At 33.8% G+C, this 22,359-nt stretch carries 18 protein-coding genes; 17 read left to right on the top strand and 1 reads right to left on the bottom strand.

What is annotated here, in order from left to right:
- The first annotated feature begins 24 nt into the window (after nucleotides 1-24).
- The 13 genes from sprA to RB618_RS02005 all read left to right on the top strand — a co-directional run bounded on the left by sprA (nucleotide 25) and on the right by RB618_RS02005 (nucleotide 16,367).
- Complete coding sequence (gene sprA / locus RB618_RS02065; protein ID WP_308067268.1) at nucleotides 25-7,257, top strand: cell surface protein SprA; 7,233 nt, start codon at nucleotides 25-27, stop codon at nucleotides 7,255-7,257.
- An 86-nt stretch (nucleotides 7,258-7,343) separates the two neighbouring features.
- The gene (gene gcvH / locus RB618_RS02060) at nucleotides 7,344-7,724 is read left to right on the top strand and encodes a glycine cleavage system protein GcvH (protein ID WP_308067267.1); all 381 of its coding nucleotides are present in this window, start codon (nucleotides 7,344-7,346) and stop codon (nucleotides 7,722-7,724) included.
- The gene (locus tag RB618_RS02055; protein ID WP_308067266.1) at nucleotides 7,717-8,100 is read left to right on the top strand and encodes a VanZ family protein; all 384 of its coding nucleotides are present in this window, start codon (nucleotides 7,717-7,719) and stop codon (nucleotides 8,098-8,100) included. Before gcvH ends, RB618_RS02055 begins: the two co-directional genes overlap by 8 nt.
- Before the next feature lie 115 nt (nucleotides 8,101-8,215).
- Nucleotides 8,216-8,959: a deoxyribose-phosphate aldolase gene (gene deoC / locus RB618_RS02050; protein ID WP_308067265.1), complete on the top strand. Its 744-nt coding sequence runs from the start codon at nucleotides 8,216-8,218 to the stop codon at nucleotides 8,957-8,959.
- A 19-nt stretch (nucleotides 8,960-8,978) separates the two neighbouring features.
- On the top strand, nucleotides 8,979-11,102 hold the full coding sequence (locus tag RB618_RS02045; RefSeq protein ID WP_308067264.1) for an energy transducer TonB: 2,124 nt from the start codon (nucleotides 8,979-8,981) through the stop codon (nucleotides 11,100-11,102).
- Between the two features lie 159 nt (nucleotides 11,103-11,261).
- Nucleotides 11,262-12,164: a heme o synthase gene (gene cyoE, locus RB618_RS02040; protein ID WP_308067263.1), complete on the top strand. Its 903-nt coding sequence runs from the start codon at nucleotides 11,262-11,264 to the stop codon at nucleotides 12,162-12,164.
- Nucleotides 12,165-12,166: 2 nt separating this feature from the next.
- Nucleotides 12,167-12,754: a cytochrome c oxidase subunit 3 gene (locus tag RB618_RS02035; protein ID WP_308067262.1), complete on the top strand. Its 588-nt coding sequence runs from the start codon at nucleotides 12,167-12,169 to the stop codon at nucleotides 12,752-12,754.
- Between the two features lie 42 nt (nucleotides 12,755-12,796).
- Nucleotides 12,797-13,780, top strand: coding sequence for a cytochrome c oxidase subunit 3 (locus RB618_RS02030; RefSeq protein ID WP_308067261.1), 984 nt, complete (start codon nucleotides 12,797-12,799; stop codon nucleotides 13,778-13,780).
- 19 nt (nucleotides 13,781-13,799) lie between these two features.
- On the top strand, nucleotides 13,800-14,150 hold the full coding sequence (locus RB618_RS02025) for a cytochrome C oxidase subunit IV family protein (protein WP_095927907.1): 351 nt from the start codon (nucleotides 13,800-13,802) through the stop codon (nucleotides 14,148-14,150).
- 79 nt (nucleotides 14,151-14,229) lie between these two features.
- Nucleotides 14,230-14,871, top strand: a complete 642-nt coding sequence (locus RB618_RS02020) for a hypothetical protein (RefSeq protein WP_308067260.1) — start codon at nucleotides 14,230-14,232, stop codon at nucleotides 14,869-14,871.
- An 11-nt stretch (nucleotides 14,872-14,882) separates the two neighbouring features.
- Nucleotides 14,883-15,569, top strand: a complete 687-nt coding sequence (locus RB618_RS02015; RefSeq protein WP_308067259.1) for an SCO family protein — start codon at nucleotides 14,883-14,885, stop codon at nucleotides 15,567-15,569.
- Between the two features lie 2 nt (nucleotides 15,570-15,571).
- Nucleotides 15,572-16,114, top strand: a complete 543-nt coding sequence (locus tag RB618_RS02010; protein WP_308067258.1) for a DUF420 domain-containing protein — start codon at nucleotides 15,572-15,574, stop codon at nucleotides 16,112-16,114.
- Complete coding sequence (locus RB618_RS02005; RefSeq protein ID WP_111376644.1) at nucleotides 16,104-16,367, top strand: hypothetical protein; 264 nt, start codon at nucleotides 16,104-16,106, stop codon at nucleotides 16,365-16,367. Before RB618_RS02010 ends, RB618_RS02005 begins: the two co-directional genes overlap by 11 nt.
- Before the next feature lie 29 nt (nucleotides 16,368-16,396).
- Here the strand turns inward: RB618_RS02005 and RB618_RS02000 are convergent, their stop codons facing one another.
- Nucleotides 16,397-17,803, bottom strand: a complete 1,407-nt coding sequence (locus RB618_RS02000) for a DUF4403 family protein (RefSeq protein WP_308067257.1) — start codon at nucleotides 17,801-17,803, stop codon at nucleotides 16,397-16,399.
- 180 nt (nucleotides 17,804-17,983) lie between these two features.
- On the opposite strand from RB618_RS02000, the gene RB618_RS01995 reads away from it, so the two are divergent.
- The 4 genes from RB618_RS01995 to RB618_RS01980 are packed head-to-tail and all read left to right on the top strand — an operon-like array spanning nucleotide 17,984 to nucleotide 22,343.
- On the top strand, nucleotides 17,984-18,685 hold the full coding sequence (locus RB618_RS01995) for an ABC transporter ATP-binding protein (RefSeq protein WP_177210927.1): 702 nt from the start codon (nucleotides 17,984-17,986) through the stop codon (nucleotides 18,683-18,685).
- A complete protein-coding gene (locus tag RB618_RS01990; RefSeq protein WP_129748723.1) occupies nucleotides 18,678-19,922 on the top strand; it encodes an ABC transporter permease in 1,245 nt (414 codons plus the stop codon). The genes RB618_RS01995 and RB618_RS01990 overlap by 8 nt, the downstream gene beginning before the upstream one ends.
- Nucleotides 19,923-19,924: 2 nt before the next feature.
- The gene (locus tag RB618_RS01985; RefSeq protein WP_308067256.1) at nucleotides 19,925-21,190 is read left to right on the top strand and encodes an ABC transporter permease; all 1,266 of its coding nucleotides are present in this window, start codon (nucleotides 19,925-19,927) and stop codon (nucleotides 21,188-21,190) included.
- A gap of 37 nt (nucleotides 21,191-21,227) precedes the next feature.
- Nucleotides 21,228-22,343, top strand: coding sequence for an efflux RND transporter periplasmic adaptor subunit (locus RB618_RS01980; protein ID WP_308067255.1), 1,116 nt, complete (start codon nucleotides 21,228-21,230; stop codon nucleotides 22,341-22,343).
- Nucleotides 22,344-22,359: the final 16 nt, after the last annotated feature.

Here is a 22,359-nt window from a genome sequence, read left to right as displayed (position 1 = left end):
TTTCATTTTATATAAAAGAATTCTATGCGTAAAATTTGTATTTTGTTGCTAGTATTGCTCTGCGGTAATGTTTTGCGCGCACAGGTTACACCGGCAGCACAAGATACAACTAAAACTCAATTTTCAGTAGGTAAGATTGAGCTCGAAGACCCTCCGAGCATACTTTCGGCATATAGATATGATCCTATTACAGATCGTTATATCTATACTAATTCGGTAGATGGTTTCTCAATCAATTATCCTTTAATTTTAACTCCAAAAGAATACGAAGATTTAGTTCTAAAAGAATCTAGAAGAGATTATTTTAGAAAAAAATCTGATGCCATTGATGGCAAAAAAGCTGGAGCCGAAGCAGCCAAAAAAGATTTATTGCCAAGATATTATATCAACTCGAGTTTATTTGAAAGTATTTTTGGAAGTAATACTATAGATGTAAAGCCCACAGGATCAGTAGAAATGGACTTGGGTATGCGTTATACTAAACAAGATAATCCTTCCTTTTCACCAAGAAATAGATCCAGTCTAACTTTTGATTTTGATCAAAGAATCAGTATGAGTTTGATGGGGAAAATAGGAACCCGTCTTGAAGTAAATGCCAATTACGATACACAATCAACGTTTGCTTTTCAGAATTTATTTAAACTAGCTTACACACCTTCAGAAGACGATATTGTTCAGAAAGTTGAGGTTGGTAATGTGAGCATGCCATTAAATAGTACTTTAATTCGAGGTGCGCAAAGTTTGTTTGGTGTCAAAGCGCAATTGCAATTTGGTAAGACAACAGTTACCGGAGTTTTCTCAGAACAAAAATCGCAAACCAAAAGTATAGTCGCAGAAGGTGGAGGTACGGTGCAGAACTTTGATTTATTCGCATTAGATTATGATAATGACCGACATTTCTTCTTATCGCAATACTTTAGAAATAAGTATGATGCTTCTCTTAAAAATTACCCATTAATTGACAGCCGTGTTCAAGTTACGAGAATCGAAGTATGGGTAACAAATAAGCAGAATAGAGTAACGACATCAAACAACAACTTAAGAAATATTATCGCGCTTCAGGATTTAGGAGAAGGTCAGGTGTCTGGCGTGCCAGACAACCAAGTGGTTGTAATTACAGATCCAACAGGTTTCTTTAATAATCCTATTGACTCTCCAACTGACAACACGAATAATAAGTACGATCCAGCATCAATTGGAAAAGCAGGAAGTTACCTAAATTCTAATATTCGAGAGATTGTAACAGCAAAATCTGGATTTAATAATACCAACGTAAACGAAGGAACCGATTATTCTGTTCTTGAAAATGCTAGAAAGTTAACTGCAAACGAATTTACTTTTAATGCACAGTTAGGTTATATTTCGTTGCAACAGCGTTTGGCCAATGACGAAATTCTGGCAGTTGCATTTGAATATACTGTTGGAGGAAAAACTTATCAAGTAGGGGAGTTCGGAAGTGATGGTGTAGATGCAACTGTAGTTACAGGAAACAACAATGCCAATCAGGCAATTGTAACGCAGAGTTTGGTTTTAAAAATGCTGAAAAGTAGTTTGACAAACGTGCAGAATCCAGTTTGGAACTTGATGATGAAAAACGTGTATCAGATTCCGCAGGCTTATCAGATCAAACAAGAAGATTTCAGGCTTAACATTCTTTATACAGACCCTTCGCCAATCAATTACATTACGCCGGTTCAAGGAACTCTTTTCCCAGATGATGATCCTGTAAATCCTGATCCAAGCAATTATTATATTACAAAGACACCATTGTTAAATGTGTTTAACTTAGATCAGTTAAATTATAACAATGACCCACAAAAAGGTGGAGATGGTTTCTTTGATTATGTTCCTGGAGTAACTGTTGATGTGCAAAACGCACGAATTATTTTTACAACAAAAGAGCCTTTTGGTGAGCTTTTATTTAGAAAATTAAACACCAATTCGGGAGAAAACTATAATGATCCAACTACATATAATCCGAACCAGAAGAAATATGTATTTAGGAATATGTATAAGAATACTCAGGCAGGTGCATTGCAGGATAGTGATAAAAACAAATTCTTATTAAGAGGAAAATATAAATCTTCTGGAAGTAATGGTATTCCTATCGGTGCTTTCAATGTTCCGCAAGGATCTGTTGTTGTAACTGCTGCAGGACGTGTTTTGGTAGAAGGTATTGATTATAGCGTAGATTATCAATTAGGAAGAGTACAGATATTAGATCCTTCGCTTCAAGCGTCTAACACGCCAATTGAAGTTTCATTAGAAAACAATTCAATTTTTGGGCAGCAGACAAGAAGATTCATGGGATTCAATGTTGAACATAAAATTTCAGATAAATTTGTTGTTGGAGGTACTTTCTTAAAAATGACAGAACGTCCTTTTACTCAAAAATCAAGCTACGGGCAAGAATCTGTTAATAACAGTATTTTTGGTTTCAACGGAAACTATTCTACAGAAGTTCCATTTTTGACAAGATTAGCTAATAAATTGCCAAATATAGATACAGATGTTCCCTCGAATCTTTCTATTCGCGGGGAAATTGCATTTTTGAAACCAGATGCTCCAAAAGCAAGTGATTTTGAAGGAGAAGCTACTATTTATATTGATGATTTTGAAGGTACTCAGACTACAATCGATATGAGATCTGCGTATGCATGGAGTTTAGCTTCAACACCATTTATTAATTCTGCTACAGACAATACTTTTAATGCCAACTCCAATACGTTAGAGTATGGTTATAAGCGAGCTAAATTATCTTGGTACACTATTGATCCAATTTTCTTTACTTCAAAACCGTCTGGAATTTCAAATGATGATCTTTCATTAAATACAACAAGAAGAATTTACAGTAAAGAGCTTTATCCAAATACAGATATTGCACAGGGACAGATTCAGGTTATTAATACATTAGATTTAACGTATTATCCATCAGATAGAGGGCCATACAATAATAATCCTAATTTTGGAGCCAGCAGCCCGTCAAGTAATTTTGGAGGGATTATGCGTGCTTTAAATTCCACAAACTTTGAGCAAGGAAATGTCGAATACATTCAGTTTTGGGTACTTGACCCTTATGTTGGTACTGGACAAGCTCAAGGTGCTAATAGTGGGAAAATTTATTTCAATTTAGGGGAGGTTTCTGAAGATGTGCTGAAAGACGGAAGAAAACAATATGAAAATGGTTTAGGACCAGATCAGGTAATGGTGAATCCGCAACCAATTTGGGGAGATGTGCCTGCATCTCAATCATTGATTTATGCATTCGACACCAATCCAGACAATCGTAAAAATCAGGATGTTGGTTTAGATGGTTTGCCAGACGCAAAAGAGGCATCTGTTTATAACAATTATGCTGGAGAAGAAGATCCTGCTGCAGATAACTATAAGTACTTCTTAAATACAGAGGGAGGAGTTTTAGACCGCTATAAAAAGTACAACGGAACAGAAGGGAACTCTGCTGTAAGTGTTGATGATCCAAACCGTGGTTCTACAACTCTTCCAGACGTTGAAGATATCAATCGCGACAATACCATGAGTACAATCAATGCATATTATGAGTATAGTATTGATGTACGACCAGGCATGCAGGTTGGAGAAAATTATATCACAGATATTAGAGAAGTTCAAAATGTAGAACTTCCAAATGGAGGTTCAACCAATGCAAGATGGATTCAGTTTAAAATTCCTGTTTCAAAACCGCAAAATACGATCGGGAATATTAGCGATTTTAGATCGATTCGTTTCATGCGTATGTTTATGACTGGGTTTAATGAGCAAATGACAGTTCGTTTTGGAGCTTTAGATTTGGTTAGAGGTGAATGGAGAAAGTACACAGGAACACTAGATGCTAACGATACAAATCCTGATGATGACGGAACCCAATTTGATGTTGCAGCTGTAAATATTCAAGAAAATGGTACAAAATGCCCTGTAAACTATGTTATTCCGCCAGGAGTTCAAAGAGAACAATTGTACAATAACAATACAATCATTAACCAAAATGAGCAGTCTTTAGCAGTTCGAATAGGAGGTTCTGGATTAGAATATCAAGATTCAAGAGCAGTTTTCAAAAATGTAAGTGTTGATATGCGTCAGTACAAAAAACTGAAAATGTTCCTTCACGCGGAATCGCTTCCAAATGAAACTCAGCTTTTAGATGATGAGATGATCGGATTTATTCGTTTTGGTAACGACTTTACGCAAAACTTTTATCAAGTTGAGATTCCTTTAAAAGTTACAAGAACAGGCGGGTCTTGTACAATTAGTCCCGATCAGGTTTGGCTTGAAGAGAATAATATTGATTTGGCCCTGTCTTTATTGACAAGAATGAAAATCTTAGGAATGAATATCGATATTAACTCGCCAAAAAGAGATATTAATGGTGTCTATTATCCAGACCGAGATCCTGATATAGAAGGCGGTGACCAAGATGGTAAATTAACTTTAGGTATTAAAGGAAATCCGAATTTTGGTTTAGTTCGAAATTTAATGGTCGGAGTAAAAAGTGCGGCAAACCATAAAGATATTATGGGGGAAGTTTGGTTTAATGAGCTTCGTATGTCAGACTTAGAAAACAAGGGCGGTATGGCTGCATTACTAAATGTAGATACCAATATGGCCGATTTAATGACATTGTCTGCATCTGGTAAAAAGAGCACGATTGGTTTTGGTTCTTTGGAGCAGGGAGCAAACGAAAGAGACCGTGAAGATATTCAGCAGTATAACATAGTTACGAACATAAATTTAGGAAAACTTTTGCCTCCAAAATGGGGTATTAATCTTCCGTTCAATTATGCTATCGGAGAAGAAGTTATTACGCCAGAATATGATCCGTTTAATCAGGATATAAAATTAGATCAGTTAATAGCTGAAACGACAGATCCAGCAGAAAAAGATAATATCAGAACGCGAGCAGTAGATTATACCAAGCGTAAAAGTATCAATTTTATTGGGGTAAGAAAGGATAGAGCGCCAGAACAGAAGCCGCACGTTTATGATGTAGAAAACTTTACATTCTCTCAATCGTATAATCAGGTAGAACGACATGACTACGAAGTTGAAAGCTATGAAGATGAGCAATCTAATACTTCGGTTAATTATGCTTATACTTTTCAGCCGAAAGAAGTAGTTCCGTTTAAGCAGACCAAATTCATGAAAACAAGTGATTATTGGAAACTGTTAAGCGACTTTAATATTAATTATCTTCCTTCAAATGTTTCGTTTAATACTAATATTTTAAGACAAAGTAATCGCCAGCAATACAGACAAGTTGATGTAGAGGGTATCGGTTTAGATCCTCTTTACAGAAGAAACTTTGCTTTTAATTATCAATATGGTTTTGGATTTAATTTGACAAAATCTTTAAAATTAAACTATACGGCAGCGTCTAATAATATCGTAAGAAACTTTTTGAACGACGATAATACTCCAAAAGAAGATTTTAATATTTGGGATGATTATTTTGATACTGGTATACCAAATCAGCATTTACAACAATTAGTTCTGAATTATGATATTCCAATTAATAAAATTCCAATATTTAGTTTTGTAAAAGCGACTTATTCGTATACAGCCGATTATAACTGGCAGAGATCATCTACGGCAATGTCTCAGTATCAAGAAGAAAATCCAGATGGAACGAAAACGCTATGGGATTTAGGAAATACGGTTCAAAATGCCAATTCGAATACGCTATCGACGACATTAAATATGAATACACTGTATAAATATTTAGGTCTGACACCAGGTTCAAAACCAGCAAAATCAGCAAAACCTGCGGCGCCTCCAAAACCAGGTGAGAAAATTGTAAACACGGCTAAACCAGTTACAAGCAGTAATCCTTTTTATGATGGTTTAATTGGAGTTTTGACAAGTATTAAAAACGTTCAGATTAACTATACCAAAAATAATGGTACAGTTTTACCGGGTTATATTCCAGGTGTTGGTTTCTTTGGAACATCAAAACCTTCGTTAGGATTTGTGTTTGGTAGCCAAGATGATGTACGTTTCGAAGCGGCTAAAAATGGATGGCTGACGAGTTACCAGAATTTCAATCAGAACTTTACGCAAGTAAGCAACAAACTGTTGAAAGTAACGGCAAACGTAGATTTATTGCCAGATTTGAAAATCGATTTGGCTATGGATCGTGCTTATTCTGAGAATTCATCAGAGCAATATAGCGTTGACCCGATTACAAATGAGTATGTGTCTTTGTCGCCATATACTTATGGAATGTTTTCTATTTCAACGGTATTAATTAAAACGTCTTTCTCAACAAGTACAGAAACTGAGTCAGCTGCATTTGATGATTTTAGAAGCAATCGTTTAGTCATAGCAAACCGTTTGGCTGAAGATCACTATGGGGCAGGAGCAGTGATTCCTAGATATGGAGATGCGAATAATCCTATTCCAGCTGAAACAGATCCTAATTATAAAATATATGTTGCCAATGAAGGATATCCAATTGGTTTCTCAAAAAGCAATCAGGCTGTTTTATTGCCTTCGTTTATGGCGGCATATACAGGAGCAGATGCGTCGAAGAGTTCAACAGGTATTTTTAGAAGTTTCCCTATTCCAAACTGGAATGTGAAGTATAATGGTTTAATGCGTTATAAGTATTTTAAAGATCATTTTAGACGTTTTTCATTACAGCATAATTATAGGGCGTCTTATACTATCAGCCAGTTTAGATCTAACTTTGATTATTTAGAAAATCCAACAGGGCAGGATGTAAATACAAACTTCTTTAATAAAACGATTATGTCAAATGTTAACTTAGTAGAGCAGTTTAGCCCTCTGCTTAGAGTTGATTTTGAGTTGAAAAACTCATTCCGTATATTGACTGAGGTTAAAAAAGATCGTGCTTTGTCTATGAGTTTTGACAATAATTTATTGACAGAGGTTAGAGGAGTAGAATATGTTGTAGGAGTAGGATATCGTTTTAAAGACGTAATTATTTCATCTAGATTAGCAGACAACCCAACAGGAATTATTAAAAGTGATATTAACATAAAAGCCGATTTTTCATATAGAAATAACGAAACTTTAGTTCGCTATTTAGATTATGATAATAATCAGTTGGCTGCAGGTCAGAACATCTGGACTTTAAAATTAACAGCCGATTACGCTTTTAGTAAAAACTTAACAGCAATATTTTATTATGATCATTCGTTCTCGAAAGCAGTTATTTCAACTTCTTTCCCTTTAACGAATATAAGATCAGGTTTCACACTTCGTTATAATTTCGGAAATTAAATTTGAGTTTCTAAACTAGATTTTATTAGAAGATTATTACATTTGTGGCTTAAATTTTAAACAATCAATTTTCAAACACAACTATTATGAGCATACCAGCAAATTTAAAGTACACAAAAGATCACGAATGGGTTAGCATTGAAGGAGATGTTGCAACAGTAGGAATTACTCATTTTGCACAAAAAGAGTTAGGAGATATCGTGTATGTTGAAGTAGAAACTTTAGACCAGACACTAGATAAAGATGAGGTTTTTGGAACTGTTGAAGCTGTAAAAACAGTTTCTGATTTATTCTTGCCATTAACAGGTGAAATTATCGCTTTTAATGATGATTTAGAAAGTGCTCCTGAAACTGTAAATTCAGATCCTTATGGAGCTGGATGGATGATTAAAATAAAAATTGCTGATGCTTCAGAAATTGATTCTCTATTATCTGATCAAGCTTATAAAGATTTAATCGGTGCCTAAACAACTCTTATTAATTTGGGCAATTATCTGCTCGGGAATCATTACTTATTTTTGTTTAACAGATTCTAGTAATATACCAGCGGTTAATTTTCCAAGTATTGATAAAATTGTACATTTCTGTTTTCATTTTGGATTTACAATTTCTTGGATTTTGTTTTTCAAAAAAGAATTAAAAGGAAAAGATTCAGACGAATATAAAGCGTATTTAATTTCTTTTATATTTTCTGTTTTTTTTGGAATTACAATTGAAATCCTTCAAAATGCTCTGACGGTAACAAGAAATGCAGATGTCACAGATATTTTGGCAAATGCACTTGGAGCCTTTGTTGCAGTTTTTTCTGCAATTGGATTTAAAAAGCAAATCGATAAAATATAATTTAGAAAACCCACTTCGGTGGGTTTTTTATTACAAGAAAATCAAGCGCTTAAAAAGCTGTGTTTTTTCAATTTAAAATGTACTTTTGTGCTGGTTTTCTGCAACTTCAAACAAAATGAATGTAAAGCAATATTTAGATTCTACATATTTAAAAACTGCATCGCAAGCGGGTCTTTCGGAAGCGGAAAATACTGTTGTGGTTAAAAATGCAATTGCCGAAGCAATCCAAGAAGGTTTTAAGTTGATTATGATTCGTCCAGAACATGTTGCTCTGGCAAAAAAAATGATTGTAGAGGCCAATTCTGTTTTGTTGGTTGGAACTGTAATTGATTTTCCTGAAGGGAAGTCAAGTTTAGAAACCAAAATTAAGGAAGCAAATGAAGCTATTGCTAACGGTGCAGATGATTTAGATTTTGTTTGTAATTATGAGGCATTCAAAAACGGTGATCTCGATTTAGTAAAAAAAGAAATCTTAATTGGGACACAGATAGGATTGGCAAATGATAAAACAGTAAAATGGATTATCGAAGTTGCTGCCTTAACAGATAAAGAAATTATTCAGTTATCTTCTTTAATAAAACATGTTGTGGTTTCTAATTTTAAAGAAGATGATTTTGAATCTGTTTTTGTGAAATCTTCTACAGGTTTTTATAAAACAGAGAACGGTCTTCCGAATGGAGCAACAGTTTCAGCAATAATTATTATGCTCGAAAATGCTTCGCCGCTTTCAGTAAAAGCAGCAGGAGGAGTTCGATCATTTGAAGAAGCTGCAGAAATGATTCGTTTAGGAGTAAAGCGTATCGGTACTTCGGCCGCAAAAGCAATTGCCAATGGAGAAATTTCCCCAAATCAATATTAAATAAATACCCCAATTTTAAGTGAATAAGTTTTTTTTGTCCCTTGTTTTAATTTCTTCGTTCTTTATTGTTTCTGCGCAGCAAAATGGTAATTCTTCAGTTCAGCCTGGTTTTACAGCAGAAATGTTTCCTGTTTTTCCTAACTGCGAAAATCTAGATGGTAAAAAATTAGAAACCTGTTTTTATAAAGAAGTTCAGGATTTTGTATTTAACAATTTTCAAATTCCTGAAAAATTAAAACAGAGCAATTACAAAGGGGCAGTAAAATTACTTTTTGAAGTAAATGCCGAAGGAGAATTTAAGGTGATTTACGTTTCTGCGGAAACAGAAGAATTGTCTGAAGAAGCTAAAAGAGTATTCGGGACATTTCCAAAAATAAAACCTTCAACTTATAACGGAAAACCAACGTATTCAAAATATACGATTTCTATTGATATTCCATTAAAAAGCGCAGCACAGCTTGAATCAGAAGCTTTAGCCGCGGCAGAAATTGTAAAGCAAACAGCAAAACCAGTGACAGAATTGGATAGCATTGTATATAAAAAATACAATAATCCAGAATTCGAAAGTCATTTAAATATTCCATTTTCTCACAGTTATTATTCACAATTTGATGCAGAAATGAATCAAGTAGGAAGTAATAATCACACGGCTTCTAAGCCTTATACTTATGCTGAGGTTTCAAAATATTATAATTTAAGAGCAGTAAATGAATCGTTGCAGAAAAAAACTTCAACTTGGTTAGGAAGAAAATGGTGGAATGAAAACCTTGTTCAGATTCAGGGAGAAGATTATTGGTTTGCCTTAAACCCAATTGTAGATTTACAAATGGGTAAAGCTTCAGATCTTGATGCATCTTATACATATGTAAATACCAGAGCTCTTAATTTTAGAGGAGGTTTAGGAAAACAAATTAACTTTACGACTACATTTTTTGAAAGTCAGGGAAGGTTTGCTGGATATTTCAATGATTATGCAGAATCGATTAAGCCATCTGGAGGAAATCCTGCGATAATTCCAGGAATTGGAATTGCGAAAAGATTCAAGACAGATGCTTACGATTTTCCTTTAGCGGAAGCGAATATTACTTTTGCTCCAGGAAAAATATTTGATTTTCAATTAGGTTACGGAAGAAATTTTATTGGTGATGGTTATCGTTCTTTGTTGGAAAGCGATGGAGCAAGTCCGTACCCATATTTTAAACTTAATACCAAATTCTGGAAAATTAAATATACCAATACATACATGTGGATGAAAGATGTTCGTCCAGAAGTAACTGCCGAAAGAACTTATGCAACAAAATTTATGGCCAATCATTATTTGAGCTGGAATGTTTCGAATAGAGTAAACTTAGGTTTTTTTGAATCTGTAGTTTGGACAAATACGAACAACAGAGGTTTTGATGCTAATTTCGTGAATCCGATTATTTTTTACAGAGCGGTAGAATTTGGTTCTTCATCTAAAAGCGGAAATGCGCTTTTAGGAATTACAGGAAAATACAAATGGAATAATAGCATAAATCTGTATTCGCAATTTTTGATTGACGAGTTTTCTGTTTCTGATGTTGGAGCAGGAAATCAAAGCTGGAAAAACAAATTTGGCTTTCAGTTCGGAGCAAAATATTTCAATGCATTTAATGTGAAAGATTTATTGGTGCAGATTGAGTATAATCGTGTACGTCCATATGTGTACTCACATAGTGCTGTTATTACAAATTACGGGCACAACAATCAGAGTGTTGGACATCAGTGGGGAGGGAATTTTAATGAACTTATCGCAATTGCAAGATATCACAAAGGACGTTGGCTTGCCGATGCTAAGCTGACAGTTGGGACGAGAGGTTTAGATTTTGATACTGCAGAAGACTCTTATAACTATGGAGGGAATATTTATAAAAGTTATGACGTAAAACGCCCTTATGATACAGGTGTGAAAATCGGCCAAGGAAATAAAACAAATGTTTTTATTGCTGATGTTCAAGGAGGATATTTGATTAATCCGATGACAAATCTGAAGTTGTTTGGAAGTTTAATCTACAGAAATTTTGATCCTACCCAAGAAACAGCAACAACTTTTAAGCAAAGTACGACTTGGTTTAGTATTGGTTTACGCTCAGATATTTTTAATTGGTATTTTGATTACTAGTCTTTTTAATAAGATTTTTCGAAATAATAGTGTTAAAGAATGCTGAGATCTTAATTTGTAAAGGTTTTATTGAAAAAAATCTATTTTTATAGGTTAATATTCTACAATCTAATTTGTACATTTGCACCACTCAAAAAAAATACACAAAATACAACGGTATTGAACGCTGCAAAAAATACATTATCAATCAAATCAATATTTCTAGATTTTAAAGAGATTACTAAAGCTGGTTTGGCTATTAGTGTGTTGTTCTCTTCTATTGCTGGATATTTATTAGGAGTAGATTCTGATCATCCTTTTAAATGGAGTGTTTTGGCTGTTTTGGCAGTTGGAGGTTACTGTATGGTTGGAGCATCAAACGCTTTTAATCAAGTAATCGAAAAAGATATCGATTCTCTAATGGATCGTACCAAAAATCGTCCAGTTCCTTCAGGGCGTATGTCTCCTAAAGTAGCTTTGTTAGTAGCAAGTCTACTTACTATTATAGGTATTGCACTTCTTTATACAATAAACGCAAAGTCAGCAATGTTTGCTGCGATTTCGATATTCTTATACACAAGTGTTTATACGCCATTAAAAACAGTTACCTCGTTATCTGTTTTTGTTGGAGCTTTTCCTGGGGCAATTCCGTTTATGCTAGGTTGGGTAGCGGCGACAGGCGAATTTGGTATTGAAGCAGGTACTTTATTTTTGATTCAATTTTTTTGGCAGTTTCCACACTTTTGGTCTATTGGATGGTTTTTGTATGAAGACTATGAGAAGGCAGGAATCTTTATGCTTCCGACAGGTAAAAAAGATAAAGGAACAGCTTTACAAATTATATTGTATACAGTTTGGCTTATTATAGCATCATTATTACCTGCATTAGGTTTTACAGGGCAATTATTTATTTCTCCGATTGCAGCAGTTTTGGTGTTTTTATTGGGGATTTGGATGCTTTTTTATGCAGTTCGTTTGTATAAGCTGAGAACTCCAAAGGCTGCGAGAACATTAATGTTGGTGAGTGTTTCTTATATCTCACTTTTGCAGATTGTATTTATAGTAGATAAATTTTTAAGATAGTTATGGAAATGACATTAAAAACAAATGAAGAACAAGTAAGAAAATCAAAATCAGCAAAACTGATTCTGCTTTTCGCAATGGTTAGTATGACCATGATGTTTGCTGGTTTGACAAGTGCATTTGTAGTAAGTAAATCAAGAGCAGACTGGTTGAAGAATTTTGAACTTCCTTCGGCCTTCTATTGGAGTACAGCAGTAATTATTGCTTGCAGTATTACTTTTCACCTGGCAAAAAAAGCTATTCAGAAAGACAATAGAAGCGCAGTTACAGGGTTGCTTCTTGGAACTTTAGCATTAGGAGTTTTATTTGTGGTATTACAATTCAAAGGATTTGGACAAATCGTTGCAGAAGGGTATTACTTTACTGGGGAAGGTAGTTCAATTACTACAACTTTTCTATATGTGGTGACAGTTACACACTTGTTGCACTTGGCTGGCGGATTAATTTCACTTTTAATTATAATTTATAATCATTTTAAACAAAAATACAATTCGACTCAAACTCTTGGGATAGAGCTAGGTGCGATGTATTGGCACTTTTTGGATTTATTATGGGTATATTTATTTTTATTTTTATATTTCTTTAAATAAGAAAAAAACGTAAATTTGGGAACTTTTTAACGAATATCTTTTATGGGAGCGACAGTTACTACTGCAAACAACGACGAAAAAACTTGGGGAGGCGGTCACAATGAGCCTTTAGGAGCAAGTTATGGTAAAATGATGATGTGGTTTTTTATCGTATCAGATGCCTTAACATTCTCTGGATTTCTAGGAGCTTATGGTTTTTCTAGATTTAAATTTATTGAAACTTGGCCTTTGGCTGATGAAGTGTTCACTCACTTCCCATTTATGCATGGTGTTGCGGCTCCAATGTATTATGTAGCTTTAATGACTTTTATTTTGATCTTTTCTTCTGTAACAATGGTATTGGCTGTTGATGCAGGACACCAATTGAAAAAGACAAAAGTTGCAATCTATATGTTCTTAACTATTATTGGAGGTTTAATTTTCGTTGGTTCTCAAGCTTGGGAATGGAAAAACTTCATTAAAGGAGAATATGGTGCAGTTGAAACTGCTGGAGGTAGTTTACTTCAATTTGTGGATAAAGATGGTAAAAGAGTAGCTTTGGCTGATTTTGCTGTTAAATTGCCAGAACAAAGAGAAGCTTTAACAAGAAGCCACTCAACTTGGTTTATGGAAGATGCTCAATCTCTTCCAACTTATACAGTTGCTGAAGTTCAGGCTGGTTTCAAAGCCCACCCTGAAATTTTAATCAGAACGGAAAAACTTACAGATAAAAAGAAAAAGACTGTTTTATCAAGAGAAGAATCTGAAAAACATTTAGCTAATGCTAAATATGTAGTAGAAGGTGCTAACTTGATCAGAAACGAGTACGGTAATAAATTATTTGCTGATTTCTTCTTCTTTATTACAGGTTTCCACGGATTCCACGTATTCTCTGGAGTTATTATCAATATCATTATTTTCTTTAATGTATTATTAGGTACTTACGAGAAGAGAAGAAGCTACGAAATGGTAGAGAAAGTTGGTTTATACTGGCACTTCGTAGATTTAGTTTGGGTATTTGTATTTACAGTTTTCTACCTAGTTTAATTTTTAGCATTTAATTATTATGTCACACGAGCACGTATCAAATACAAAAAGAATCTGGTTTGTTTTCGCATTACTTTCAGTAGTAACTACAGTAGAAGTTATCTTGGGTATCTACAAACCTGCATCATTAGAATTTACTCATTTTATCGGTTTGAATTTGTTAAACTGGATTTTCTACATCCTAACAATCTTCAAAGCATATTATATTGTATGGGCATTTATGCACATGGAAGGTGAAAAAAGCAGCCTTAGATGGTCTGTAGTTTCTCCTGTTATCTTCCTAGTTTTATATTTATTGTTTATTCTGTTAACAGAAGGACATTATATTTATGGGGTTTTTAAAGATTCTACTATTAAATGGAATTTTTAACATGATATTAATTCGAAAAGAGTCCCGATAACATCGGGATTTTTTTATTTTTGTACCTCAATAATTCTCCGTTAATACAATGAAAAAAAATATAGTTCTCTTTGTACTTTTTGTATTGCCAATTGTAGCGTATTTATTCTTTGCTTCTGGTGTAAATAGTTTTACGACTCTTCCTGTAATAACACCCAAAGTAGCCGATTTTGGAAATTGGAATTCATTAAACGGAAAAAAAATATCCCTTGATAAAAAAATTACTGTACTTGGTTTTTCGGGTACAAACATTCTAGAAAATAGAGGTAATTATTTTAATCTAAACGAAAAGATCTATAAGCGTTACAACGGTTTTGAAGATCTTCAGTTTGTAGTTCTATGTCCTACTGGAACTGAAAAAGAAGCGCAAAAAATTGTTGATGCTTTATCTCCTTTTACAGATGTGAAAAACTGGAACTTTGTTTTTGCTTCAAAAGAAGAAATTCAGAAATTTTATGACGGACTGCATTTAAAAGTAAAGCTAAATCAGAATCTTGGAACTTCTAATGTTTATATCATCGATAAGGAGCGTAATCTGAGAGGTAGAAAAGATCCGAAAGAATATAAAGAAGGTTACGATACTTTTCATCCGTCTGAATTAAGCAATGAAATGCTAGATGACTTCAAGATTATTCTTTACGAATACCGTGCAGCTTTAAAGAAGAACCATAACGCTACAAAGCAACTTTAAAATCATTTATAATGTTTAAGAACAAATCATATATCGGAATCTCTTTTGTTATTCTAATTTTTGGGATTTACGCCATTCCTAAAATTGTTGATAGGGTTAAAAACGGCGACGTTGTAAAAGGAAATCGTTTGGATAATGTAGGAGTAAAATCCTCAAAAGATGCGAAGCTTTTGACTATTGGTCCAGCTCCAAAATTTGAGTTGACGAATCAAGACAATGTAAAAGTTTCTAATGAAACGTACAAAGGAAAAGTATATGTTTTGGAATTCTTCTTTACAATTTGTCCTTCAATTTGTCCAAAGATGAACATGAGTATGCTGGAGATAGAAAAGACTTTTTTTGGAAATCCGAACTTTGGAATTGTTTCAATTACAATCGATCCGAAACACGATACTCCACAAGTTTTAAAAGATCATGCAAAATTGCTTGGAGTAAAATCTTCTAATTGGAATTTCTTGACTGGAGATAGAAACGTAATTATGGATTTGTCTAATAAAGGATTTAATCTTTACGCAGGAGAAAATGATAAAGTAAGCGGCGGATTTGAGCATTCTGGTTTGTTTGCTTTAATTGATAAAGATGGGAACATTCGCTGCAGAAAAGATGAGTTTGGAAATCCGAGTATCTACTACGATGGTTTAGATAAAAAAGGTGTAAGAGATATTCAGCAAGACATTAAAATTTTATTAGAAGAATAAAAATGGAAGATAATACTTTAGAGAAAAAATTCAGTAAGTTCATTATTGCAGTTTCAATAATAATTCCTGTTGTTGTGGCAATTTTGTTTGGAGTTAAATTAAAAGATTTTGGTGTCGATGTCGAACCTTTATCATTTTTACCTCCAATTTATGCAACTACAAATGGTATTACAGCTGTTGTGTTAGTTTTGGCTGTTTTAGCTATTAAAAAAGGGAATCAAAAATTGCACGAAAGATTAATGACTTTTGCTATTGCATTATCGGTTGCGTTTTTAGTTATGTATGTAGCGTATCATATGACTTCAGATTCTACAAAATATGGAGGAGAAGGAGCGTTGCGTTATGTGTATTTCTTTATTCTGATAACACATATTTTATTGTCAATAGCAATTATTCCCCTTGTGTTGATTACGTATGTTAGAGCGCTTGCAAAACGTTTTGACAGACATAGAAAAATAGCTAAAATCACTTTTCCTCTTTGGTTGTATGTTGCAGTAACGGGAGTGGTTGTTTATTTAATGATATCTCCTTATTATGCACACTAAAAAAAATAATATTCAAATTTTAAAATCCAAATTCCAAGTTATAGTATTTGGGATTTGTATTTTTTTAATTGGAGTTTCAGCGAATGCTCAGTGTGCCATGTGCCGCGCGGCATTATCGGGAGATTCTAATACTAAAAAGGCCGAAGCAGTAAATGATGGGATTGTTTATTTAATGGTAATTCCATATTTACTTGTATTAATAATAGGATATTTGATTTATCGAATGTATTCTAAAAAGAAAAAAGCAGTGTAATTTACACTGCTTTTTTTCTTTATTTTATTTTATTTAAGTCCGTTAACTGAAACATTAACCGTCCCATTTATTTTGATGAAAGCTATAATCGCTTGATTGGTTAGCTGTATTTTATCAAACTGAATGTCTTCCATTTTTCCGTTAACAAATACACCAGGCATTGGTGTGTAATTCTTTAAATAACCTGCCATGCTTTTTTTGCCTTCTTCCAAATTAGGCTGAATCGAATAGCGGCAGCTTTCTTCCATTTTTCTTAAAATAAATCCTTGTGCTAGCCAGTTTGCTGTGCGCATCAATTTGCTTTTAGTGTCCAAAACATAATCTAGCTTTTCAAAATAAATTTCTTTTGTCTGTGCATTGTATGATGGAAAACCATTTAAATAAAGTGTTCCATTAACAGACCCAAGGACATCTAATGCAATAACCATTTTGCCGTCTTTATGCCAAATAGAAACATTTTTTACAGTTACTTTTTTGCTGCCAGAACCAAACTCTTGACCGGCAAAATTATTAGTCATAATCTTAGAGGCGTCTACGTAGCTTGAAATCGCAGCAATATTAGCAGAGATCTGGTTTGGAATTTTGGCAACTGGTTTTAGAGCGATTTTATTCGCGTTGTATTTTGATTCTGGCTGTTTGCCTACAATGGTTTCCATGTTGCATTTCATGCCCATATCAAGCAAGAATGAATCGTTTTTTAGTTTGGCATTAGTAGAGTAAATTTCAATTGGAACAATGCGAAGCCAACTTTCATAAGTATCGCTCATTTTAAAAGGAGTGCATATTTTTTCAACCGCTTGGAGTACGTTTGGTTTGAAATCCATTGATTTTTCAATTGCACCATCGATTTCCTTCTCAAGTTTGCTTTTAAAAATAGAAATAGCTGGATTTATTAAATAAGTAATTGGCATATTTTTACCAAATACGGTCATTGTTGGGCTTTCGTTCCAATTTAGAGATTTGAATTCGGTTTTTGTAGTTAGTTTCCAATTGGTCAAAACTGCTTCGCTAGATAAAGTTATAACTCCGTTAAGGTTAAATTCTCTTACATCGTATAATTCTACACCCAATTTTTTTGTTCCAATTCGGTATTTGATATTCGCTTTAAGCGGTAGAATGGTTCTTATTCGTTTATCGGGATTTGACGGATCATTTTGAATTTTAATTGGAGCCTGCTTCCAGATTTTCATTTCAATATCGTCATCTTCGATATTGGTGTCTTCATAGATTAGTCCATTTAGGAGAGTGTTAGTCTGATTTTCAATATCTTTTAATTTTATTGTAATCGGAAGATTGATAAACGAAGGACTGCTGTCATATACTAACGGACTAGCATCGTCTGGTTCGGGTTTTAAAGTTTCTAATTTTGAAGTTGAAGAGCAGCTTGTTAATACGGCAAGCACCGAAAAAATTGAAATAATAGAAGTTAGTTTCATTTTAGTATGAATTTTTAGACAAGGTAAAATTATAAAAACAATCATATTTTCTGAAAAAAAGTGTAACAATAACTAAAAAAGGGAGTCTTATACTAAGTATGCAATCCAAATTATTAACTTTTTGTTATCATAAATTACTTAATAAAAACGTTATTATTGTCTAAAAAATTTAACAATACCATGATCGAAATTAAAGATTTACATAAATCCTATAAGATGGGAAGTTCAGAATTACATGTATTAAAAGGCATTAATTTTAATATTGAAGAAGGAGAATTGGTCGCGATCATGGGGTCATCTGGTTCGGGTAAATCTACACTTCTTAATATTTTGGGAATTCTGGATGAAGCCGATTCTGGAAGTTATATTTTAGATAAAACGCCCATAAAAAAGCTAAACGAAACAATTGCTTCAAAATACCGTAATAAGTTTTTAGGTTTTGTTTTTCAGTCTTTTAACTTAATCAATTACAAAACGGCTTTAGACAATGTTGCAATGCCATTGTATTATCAGGGAGTTAAAAGAAAAGAGCGTTATGATATTGCAATGAAATATTTAGAGAAAGTAGGTTTAGGTTCTCACGTTCACCACTTGCCAAACGAACTTTCTGGAGGTCAGAAACAGCGTGTGGCTATTGCAAGAGCATTGGCGTCAAATCCGAAGGTTTTGCTTGCCGATGAGCCAACGGGAGCTTTGGATACTAAAACTTCCTATGAAGTTATGGAGCTTATTCAAGGAATTAATGATGAGGGAAAAACAATTTTAATTGTTACACACGAACCTGATATTGCCGCAATGTGCAAAAGAAATGTGGTCCTAAAAGATGGATTAATTATCGATGATAAAAAAGTAGAACAAGTTAGAGCTTCGTCTTATGTTTAATATTGAACGCTGGCAGGAAATATTTGAAGCCATTTCTAAAAACCGTTTAAGAACATTCTTAACAGGAGTTTCTGTGGCTTCTGGAATCTTTATTTTGGTAATTCTGCTTGGTGCAGGTAAAGGTCTTCAGAACGGAATTGAAAAACAATTTGAGCGTGATGCAGCTGGAATTATTGAGGTTTGGTCTGGAACAACTACCAAAGAATATAAAGGACTAAATCCAGGAAGACAGATTCAATTTCGCAATAGCGATTACAATCAATCGGTGCAGAAATTTGAAGACAAGTTAGATCTAAGAGCTTCAACAAATAATTACTGGGGGCAGGCTTTTGCTTATGGTAAAGAATCGGGAAGTTATCAGTTTAGAGGTGTAAATCCAGATTATGGCGGAATCGAAAATTTAACCATAGTGCAAGGCCGTTATATCAATGCCAAGGATTTAGAAAGTAACGCAAAAGTGGCTGTTATTGGGATGAAATTGAAAACCGATCTTCTTAAAGATAAAGAGGCGATAGGAGAAGAAATCCTAATTAACAATATTAACTTTAAAGTAGTCGGTGTTTTTACAGATCCTGGAGGAGAAAGAGAAGAGACTCGCGCTTATTTGCCTTTGACTACGGTTCAGAAAACATTTGGCGGAGGCGATAAAATCAGCAACTTGTTTTTTACATTAAAAAAGACACAAGATTATGACGAAGCATTGGCTCAGTCTGAGAAGTTTACACAAGATTTAAAAGACTTATTAAAGAGTAAAAATGTCGTGGCTCCTGAAGATGATGGCGGTGTAGGGGTTTACAATTCGGTTAAAGATGCCAAACAGTTTTACGATTTAAACTTATATATTAGACTCTTTTTCTGGTGGGTAGGTATCTGTACTATTATTGCCGGAGTTGTTGGGGTAAGTAATATCATGCTTATTATTGTAAAAGAACGAACAAAAGAAATTGGGATTAGAAAAGCTCTTGGAGCCTCTCCTTTTTCAATTATCACGATGATTCTTCACGAATCGATCTTTATCACGACCATTGCAGGTTTTGTCGGATTATTGGCTAGTCTTGCTTTATTGGAGTTTGTTGGGCCAATGGTTCAGAGTGAGTATTTCAGAAATCCTGAAGTAGATTTTAGTGTTGCTTTAACTACTTTGGTATTACTTGTCTTTGCGGGAGCAATGGCAGGATTTTTCCCCGCTTACAGAGCAGCCAAAATTAAACCTATTGTAGCACTTAGAGACGAATAATTATGTTTAAAAAAGATAATTGGGACGAGATTTTACAGGCCTTAACCGCCAATCCTTTCAGGACTATCCTGACAGCTTTTGGTGTTTTCTGGGGTATTTTTATCTTGGTGATTTTACTTGCTGCAGGTAATGGTTTGGAAAATGGTATTAAAAAAGGTTTTGATGGAATTGCAACCAATACCATGTTTATGTGGAGTCAAACTACTTCTAAGGCTTATAAAGGTTTGCCAAAAACAAGACGTTATGACTTTAGAAACAGTGATGTAACAGCTTTAAAAGCGGCACTGCCAGATTTATTATATGTATCGCCAAGAAATCAGTTAGGTGATTTTAATGGAACAAATAATGTAGTAAGAGGCACTAAAACTTCAGCATTTACAATTTATGGAGATTACCCAGAGCTGATTAAACAGCAGCCCATGGATATCATTAAAGGAAGATTTGTAAATCAGCAGGATATCGAGCAGAGAAGAAAAGTTTGTGTAATTGGTAAAGGTGTTATCAGCGAACTTTATGGTAAAGAAGAGGAAGCTGTTGGAACTTATATCAAAATTAACAGCATTAATTTTATGGTGGTTGGGGTTTATAAATCCAAACAGCAAGGAGGAAATGCAGAACAAGAACAGAAGAATATTTTTATTCCGTTTACAACTTTTCAGCAAGCATTTAATTATGGCGATAAAGTGGGATGGATGGCGCTTACCGCAAAAGATGAAACTTCTATAACCGATTTAAAGCCTAAAATTTTAGAGATCATAAAATCATTACATTCCATAAATCCGACAGATGAGAGAGCGGTTGGAAATTTTGATTTGTACGAGCAGTTTAATAAAGTGCAAAGCTTATTTAATATTTTGAAAGTAATTGCGTATTTCGTAGGAACATTAGTTTTGATTTCTGGTGTAATTGGAATTTCGAATATCATGCTGATTGTGGTTAAAGAACGTACCAAAGAAATCGGAATTAGAAGAGCTTTAGGTGCAACACCTGGAGCAATTAGAAGTCAAATATTAACTGAGTCTATATTTTTAACTATTATTTCTGGTATGCTAGGAATTGCTGTTGCCACAGGAATTATTGCGGTTTTAAATATGGCATTAGACTCGATGCCTCCCGATCAAAATACTATGTTTGCAAATCCAACCGTAGATTTGGGAGTTGTATTTGTGGCTTTAATTATATTGGTCGGATCTGGTTTGCTTGCAGGATTTATCCCAGCACAGACCGCAATCAATGTAAAACCTGTAGATGCATTAAGAACAGAATAAATTATCAATCAAAATAAATCGATTAAACCAAAAACAAATGAAAAAAGGAGTAACCGTTACCATTTTAATATTTATCGCAATTGTTTTTTTTGGCGCGCTTTACTATTTGTACGCTAAAAATCAAGAATCGCCGATTGTATTTAAAACGGAAAAAGCAGAAATTAAGACCATCGTAAAAAATACAATTGCGACAGGTAATATTCAGCCTGATGAAGAGGTTCTAATCAAACCAAATATCTCAGGTATTATTGAAGAAGTGTACATCAAAGCTGGAGAAAAAATCAAAGCTGGTGATATGATTGCTAAAATTAGAGTTGTAGCAAATGTTTCGAATGTAAGCAGTTCTCAAAATCAAGTACAGACTGCAAAAATAGCATTAGATAATCAAGAAAAAATCTATAAAAGACAGAAAACATTATTTGAAAAAGATGTAATTTCTGCAAATGATTATGATGCTGCTTTGCTATCGTACAATCAAGCAAAACAAAACTATTTAGCGGCAAAACAAGGTTTAGATATCGTTAAGACAGGAACAACTTCATCTTTAGGAAATTATGCTAACACATTAATTCGTTCTACAGTTAACGGAATGGTATTAGACGTTCCAGTAAAAGTAGGTAACCAAGTTATCGAAAGTAATAACTTTAATGAAGGAACTACAATTGCAAGTGTTGCCGATGTTGGAAGAATGATTTTTATTGGAAAAATTGATGAATCTGAAGTTGGAAAAATCAAAGAAAAAATGCCAATTGAGATTACAATTGGTGCAATCGAAAACAAAAAGTTTGATGCAGTTTTAAATTATATTGCTCCAAAAGGAGTTACAGAAAACGGTGCAATTCAATTTGAAATAAAAGCGCAAATGATCAACAGAGACGATACTTTTATTAGAGCTGGTTTAAGTGCAAATGCTTCTATTATTTTAGAAAAAGCAGAGAAAGTTCTAGCAATAAAAGAATCTTTGGTTCAATTTGACAAAAAAACACAAAAGCCTTATGTAGAAGTTGAAACGGCTCCTCAGAAATTTCAAAGAAGAGATTTGGTTCTTGGGGTTAGCGACGGAATCTACGTTCAAGTTAAAAGTGGTGTAAATGATACAGATAAAATTAAAATCTGGAATCAAGGCTTGATTAATGAAGGAGAGAAAAAATAATTTAATTTGAGTGTTT

Origin of the sequence: Flavobacterium sp. LHD-85 (genome assembly GCF_030929595.1) — a bacterium.
GTDB lineage: Bacteria > Bacteroidota > Bacteroidia > Flavobacteriales > Flavobacteriaceae > Flavobacterium.
Note: the sequence above shows the minus strand (reverse complement) of the source record. Positions and strands in the feature narration are given on the sequence as shown.

Excerpts from the sequence above, each read along its gene's own strand:
- sprA (WP_308067268.1), top strand. The coding sequence starts at position 25 with ATGCGTAAAATTTGTATTTTGTTGCTAGTATTGCTCTGCGGTAATGTT.
- gcvH (WP_308067267.1), top strand. The coding sequence starts at position 7,344 with ATGAGCATACCAGCAAATTTAAAGTACACAAAAGATCACGAATGGGTT.
- deoC (WP_308067265.1), top strand. The coding sequence starts at position 8,216 with ATGAATGTAAAGCAATATTTAGATTCTACATATTTAAAAACTGCATCG.
- RB618_RS02035 (WP_308067262.1), top strand. The coding sequence starts at position 12,167 with ATGGAAATGACATTAAAAACAAATGAAGAACAAGTAAGAAAATCAAAA.
- RB618_RS02030 (WP_308067261.1), top strand. The coding sequence starts at position 12,797 with ATGGGAGCGACAGTTACTACTGCAAACAACGACGAAAAAACTTGGGGA.
- RB618_RS02025 (WP_095927907.1), top strand. The coding sequence starts at position 13,800 with ATGTCACACGAGCACGTATCAAATACAAAAAGAATCTGGTTTGTTTTC.
- RB618_RS02020 (WP_308067260.1), top strand. The coding sequence starts at position 14,230 with ATGAAAAAAAATATAGTTCTCTTTGTACTTTTTGTATTGCCAATTGTA.
- RB618_RS02015 (WP_308067259.1), top strand. The coding sequence starts at position 14,883 with ATGTTTAAGAACAAATCATATATCGGAATCTCTTTTGTTATTCTAATT.
- RB618_RS02010 (WP_308067258.1), top strand. The coding sequence starts at position 15,572 with ATGGAAGATAATACTTTAGAGAAAAAATTCAGTAAGTTCATTATTGCA.
- RB618_RS02005 (WP_111376644.1), top strand. The coding sequence starts at position 16,104 with ATGCACACTAAAAAAAATAATATTCAAATTTTAAAATCCAAATTCCAA.
- RB618_RS02000 (WP_308067257.1), bottom strand. The coding sequence starts at position 17,803 with ATGAAACTAACTTCTATTATTTCAATTTTTTCGGTGCTTGCCGTATTA.
- RB618_RS01995 (WP_177210927.1), top strand. The coding sequence starts at position 17,984 with ATGATCGAAATTAAAGATTTACATAAATCCTATAAGATGGGAAGTTCA.
- RB618_RS01990 (WP_129748723.1), top strand. The coding sequence starts at position 18,678 with ATGTTTAATATTGAACGCTGGCAGGAAATATTTGAAGCCATTTCTAAA.
- RB618_RS01985 (WP_308067256.1), top strand. The coding sequence starts at position 19,925 with ATGTTTAAAAAAGATAATTGGGACGAGATTTTACAGGCCTTAACCGCC.
- RB618_RS01980 (WP_308067255.1), top strand. The coding sequence starts at position 21,228 with ATGAAAAAAGGAGTAACCGTTACCATTTTAATATTTATCGCAATTGTT.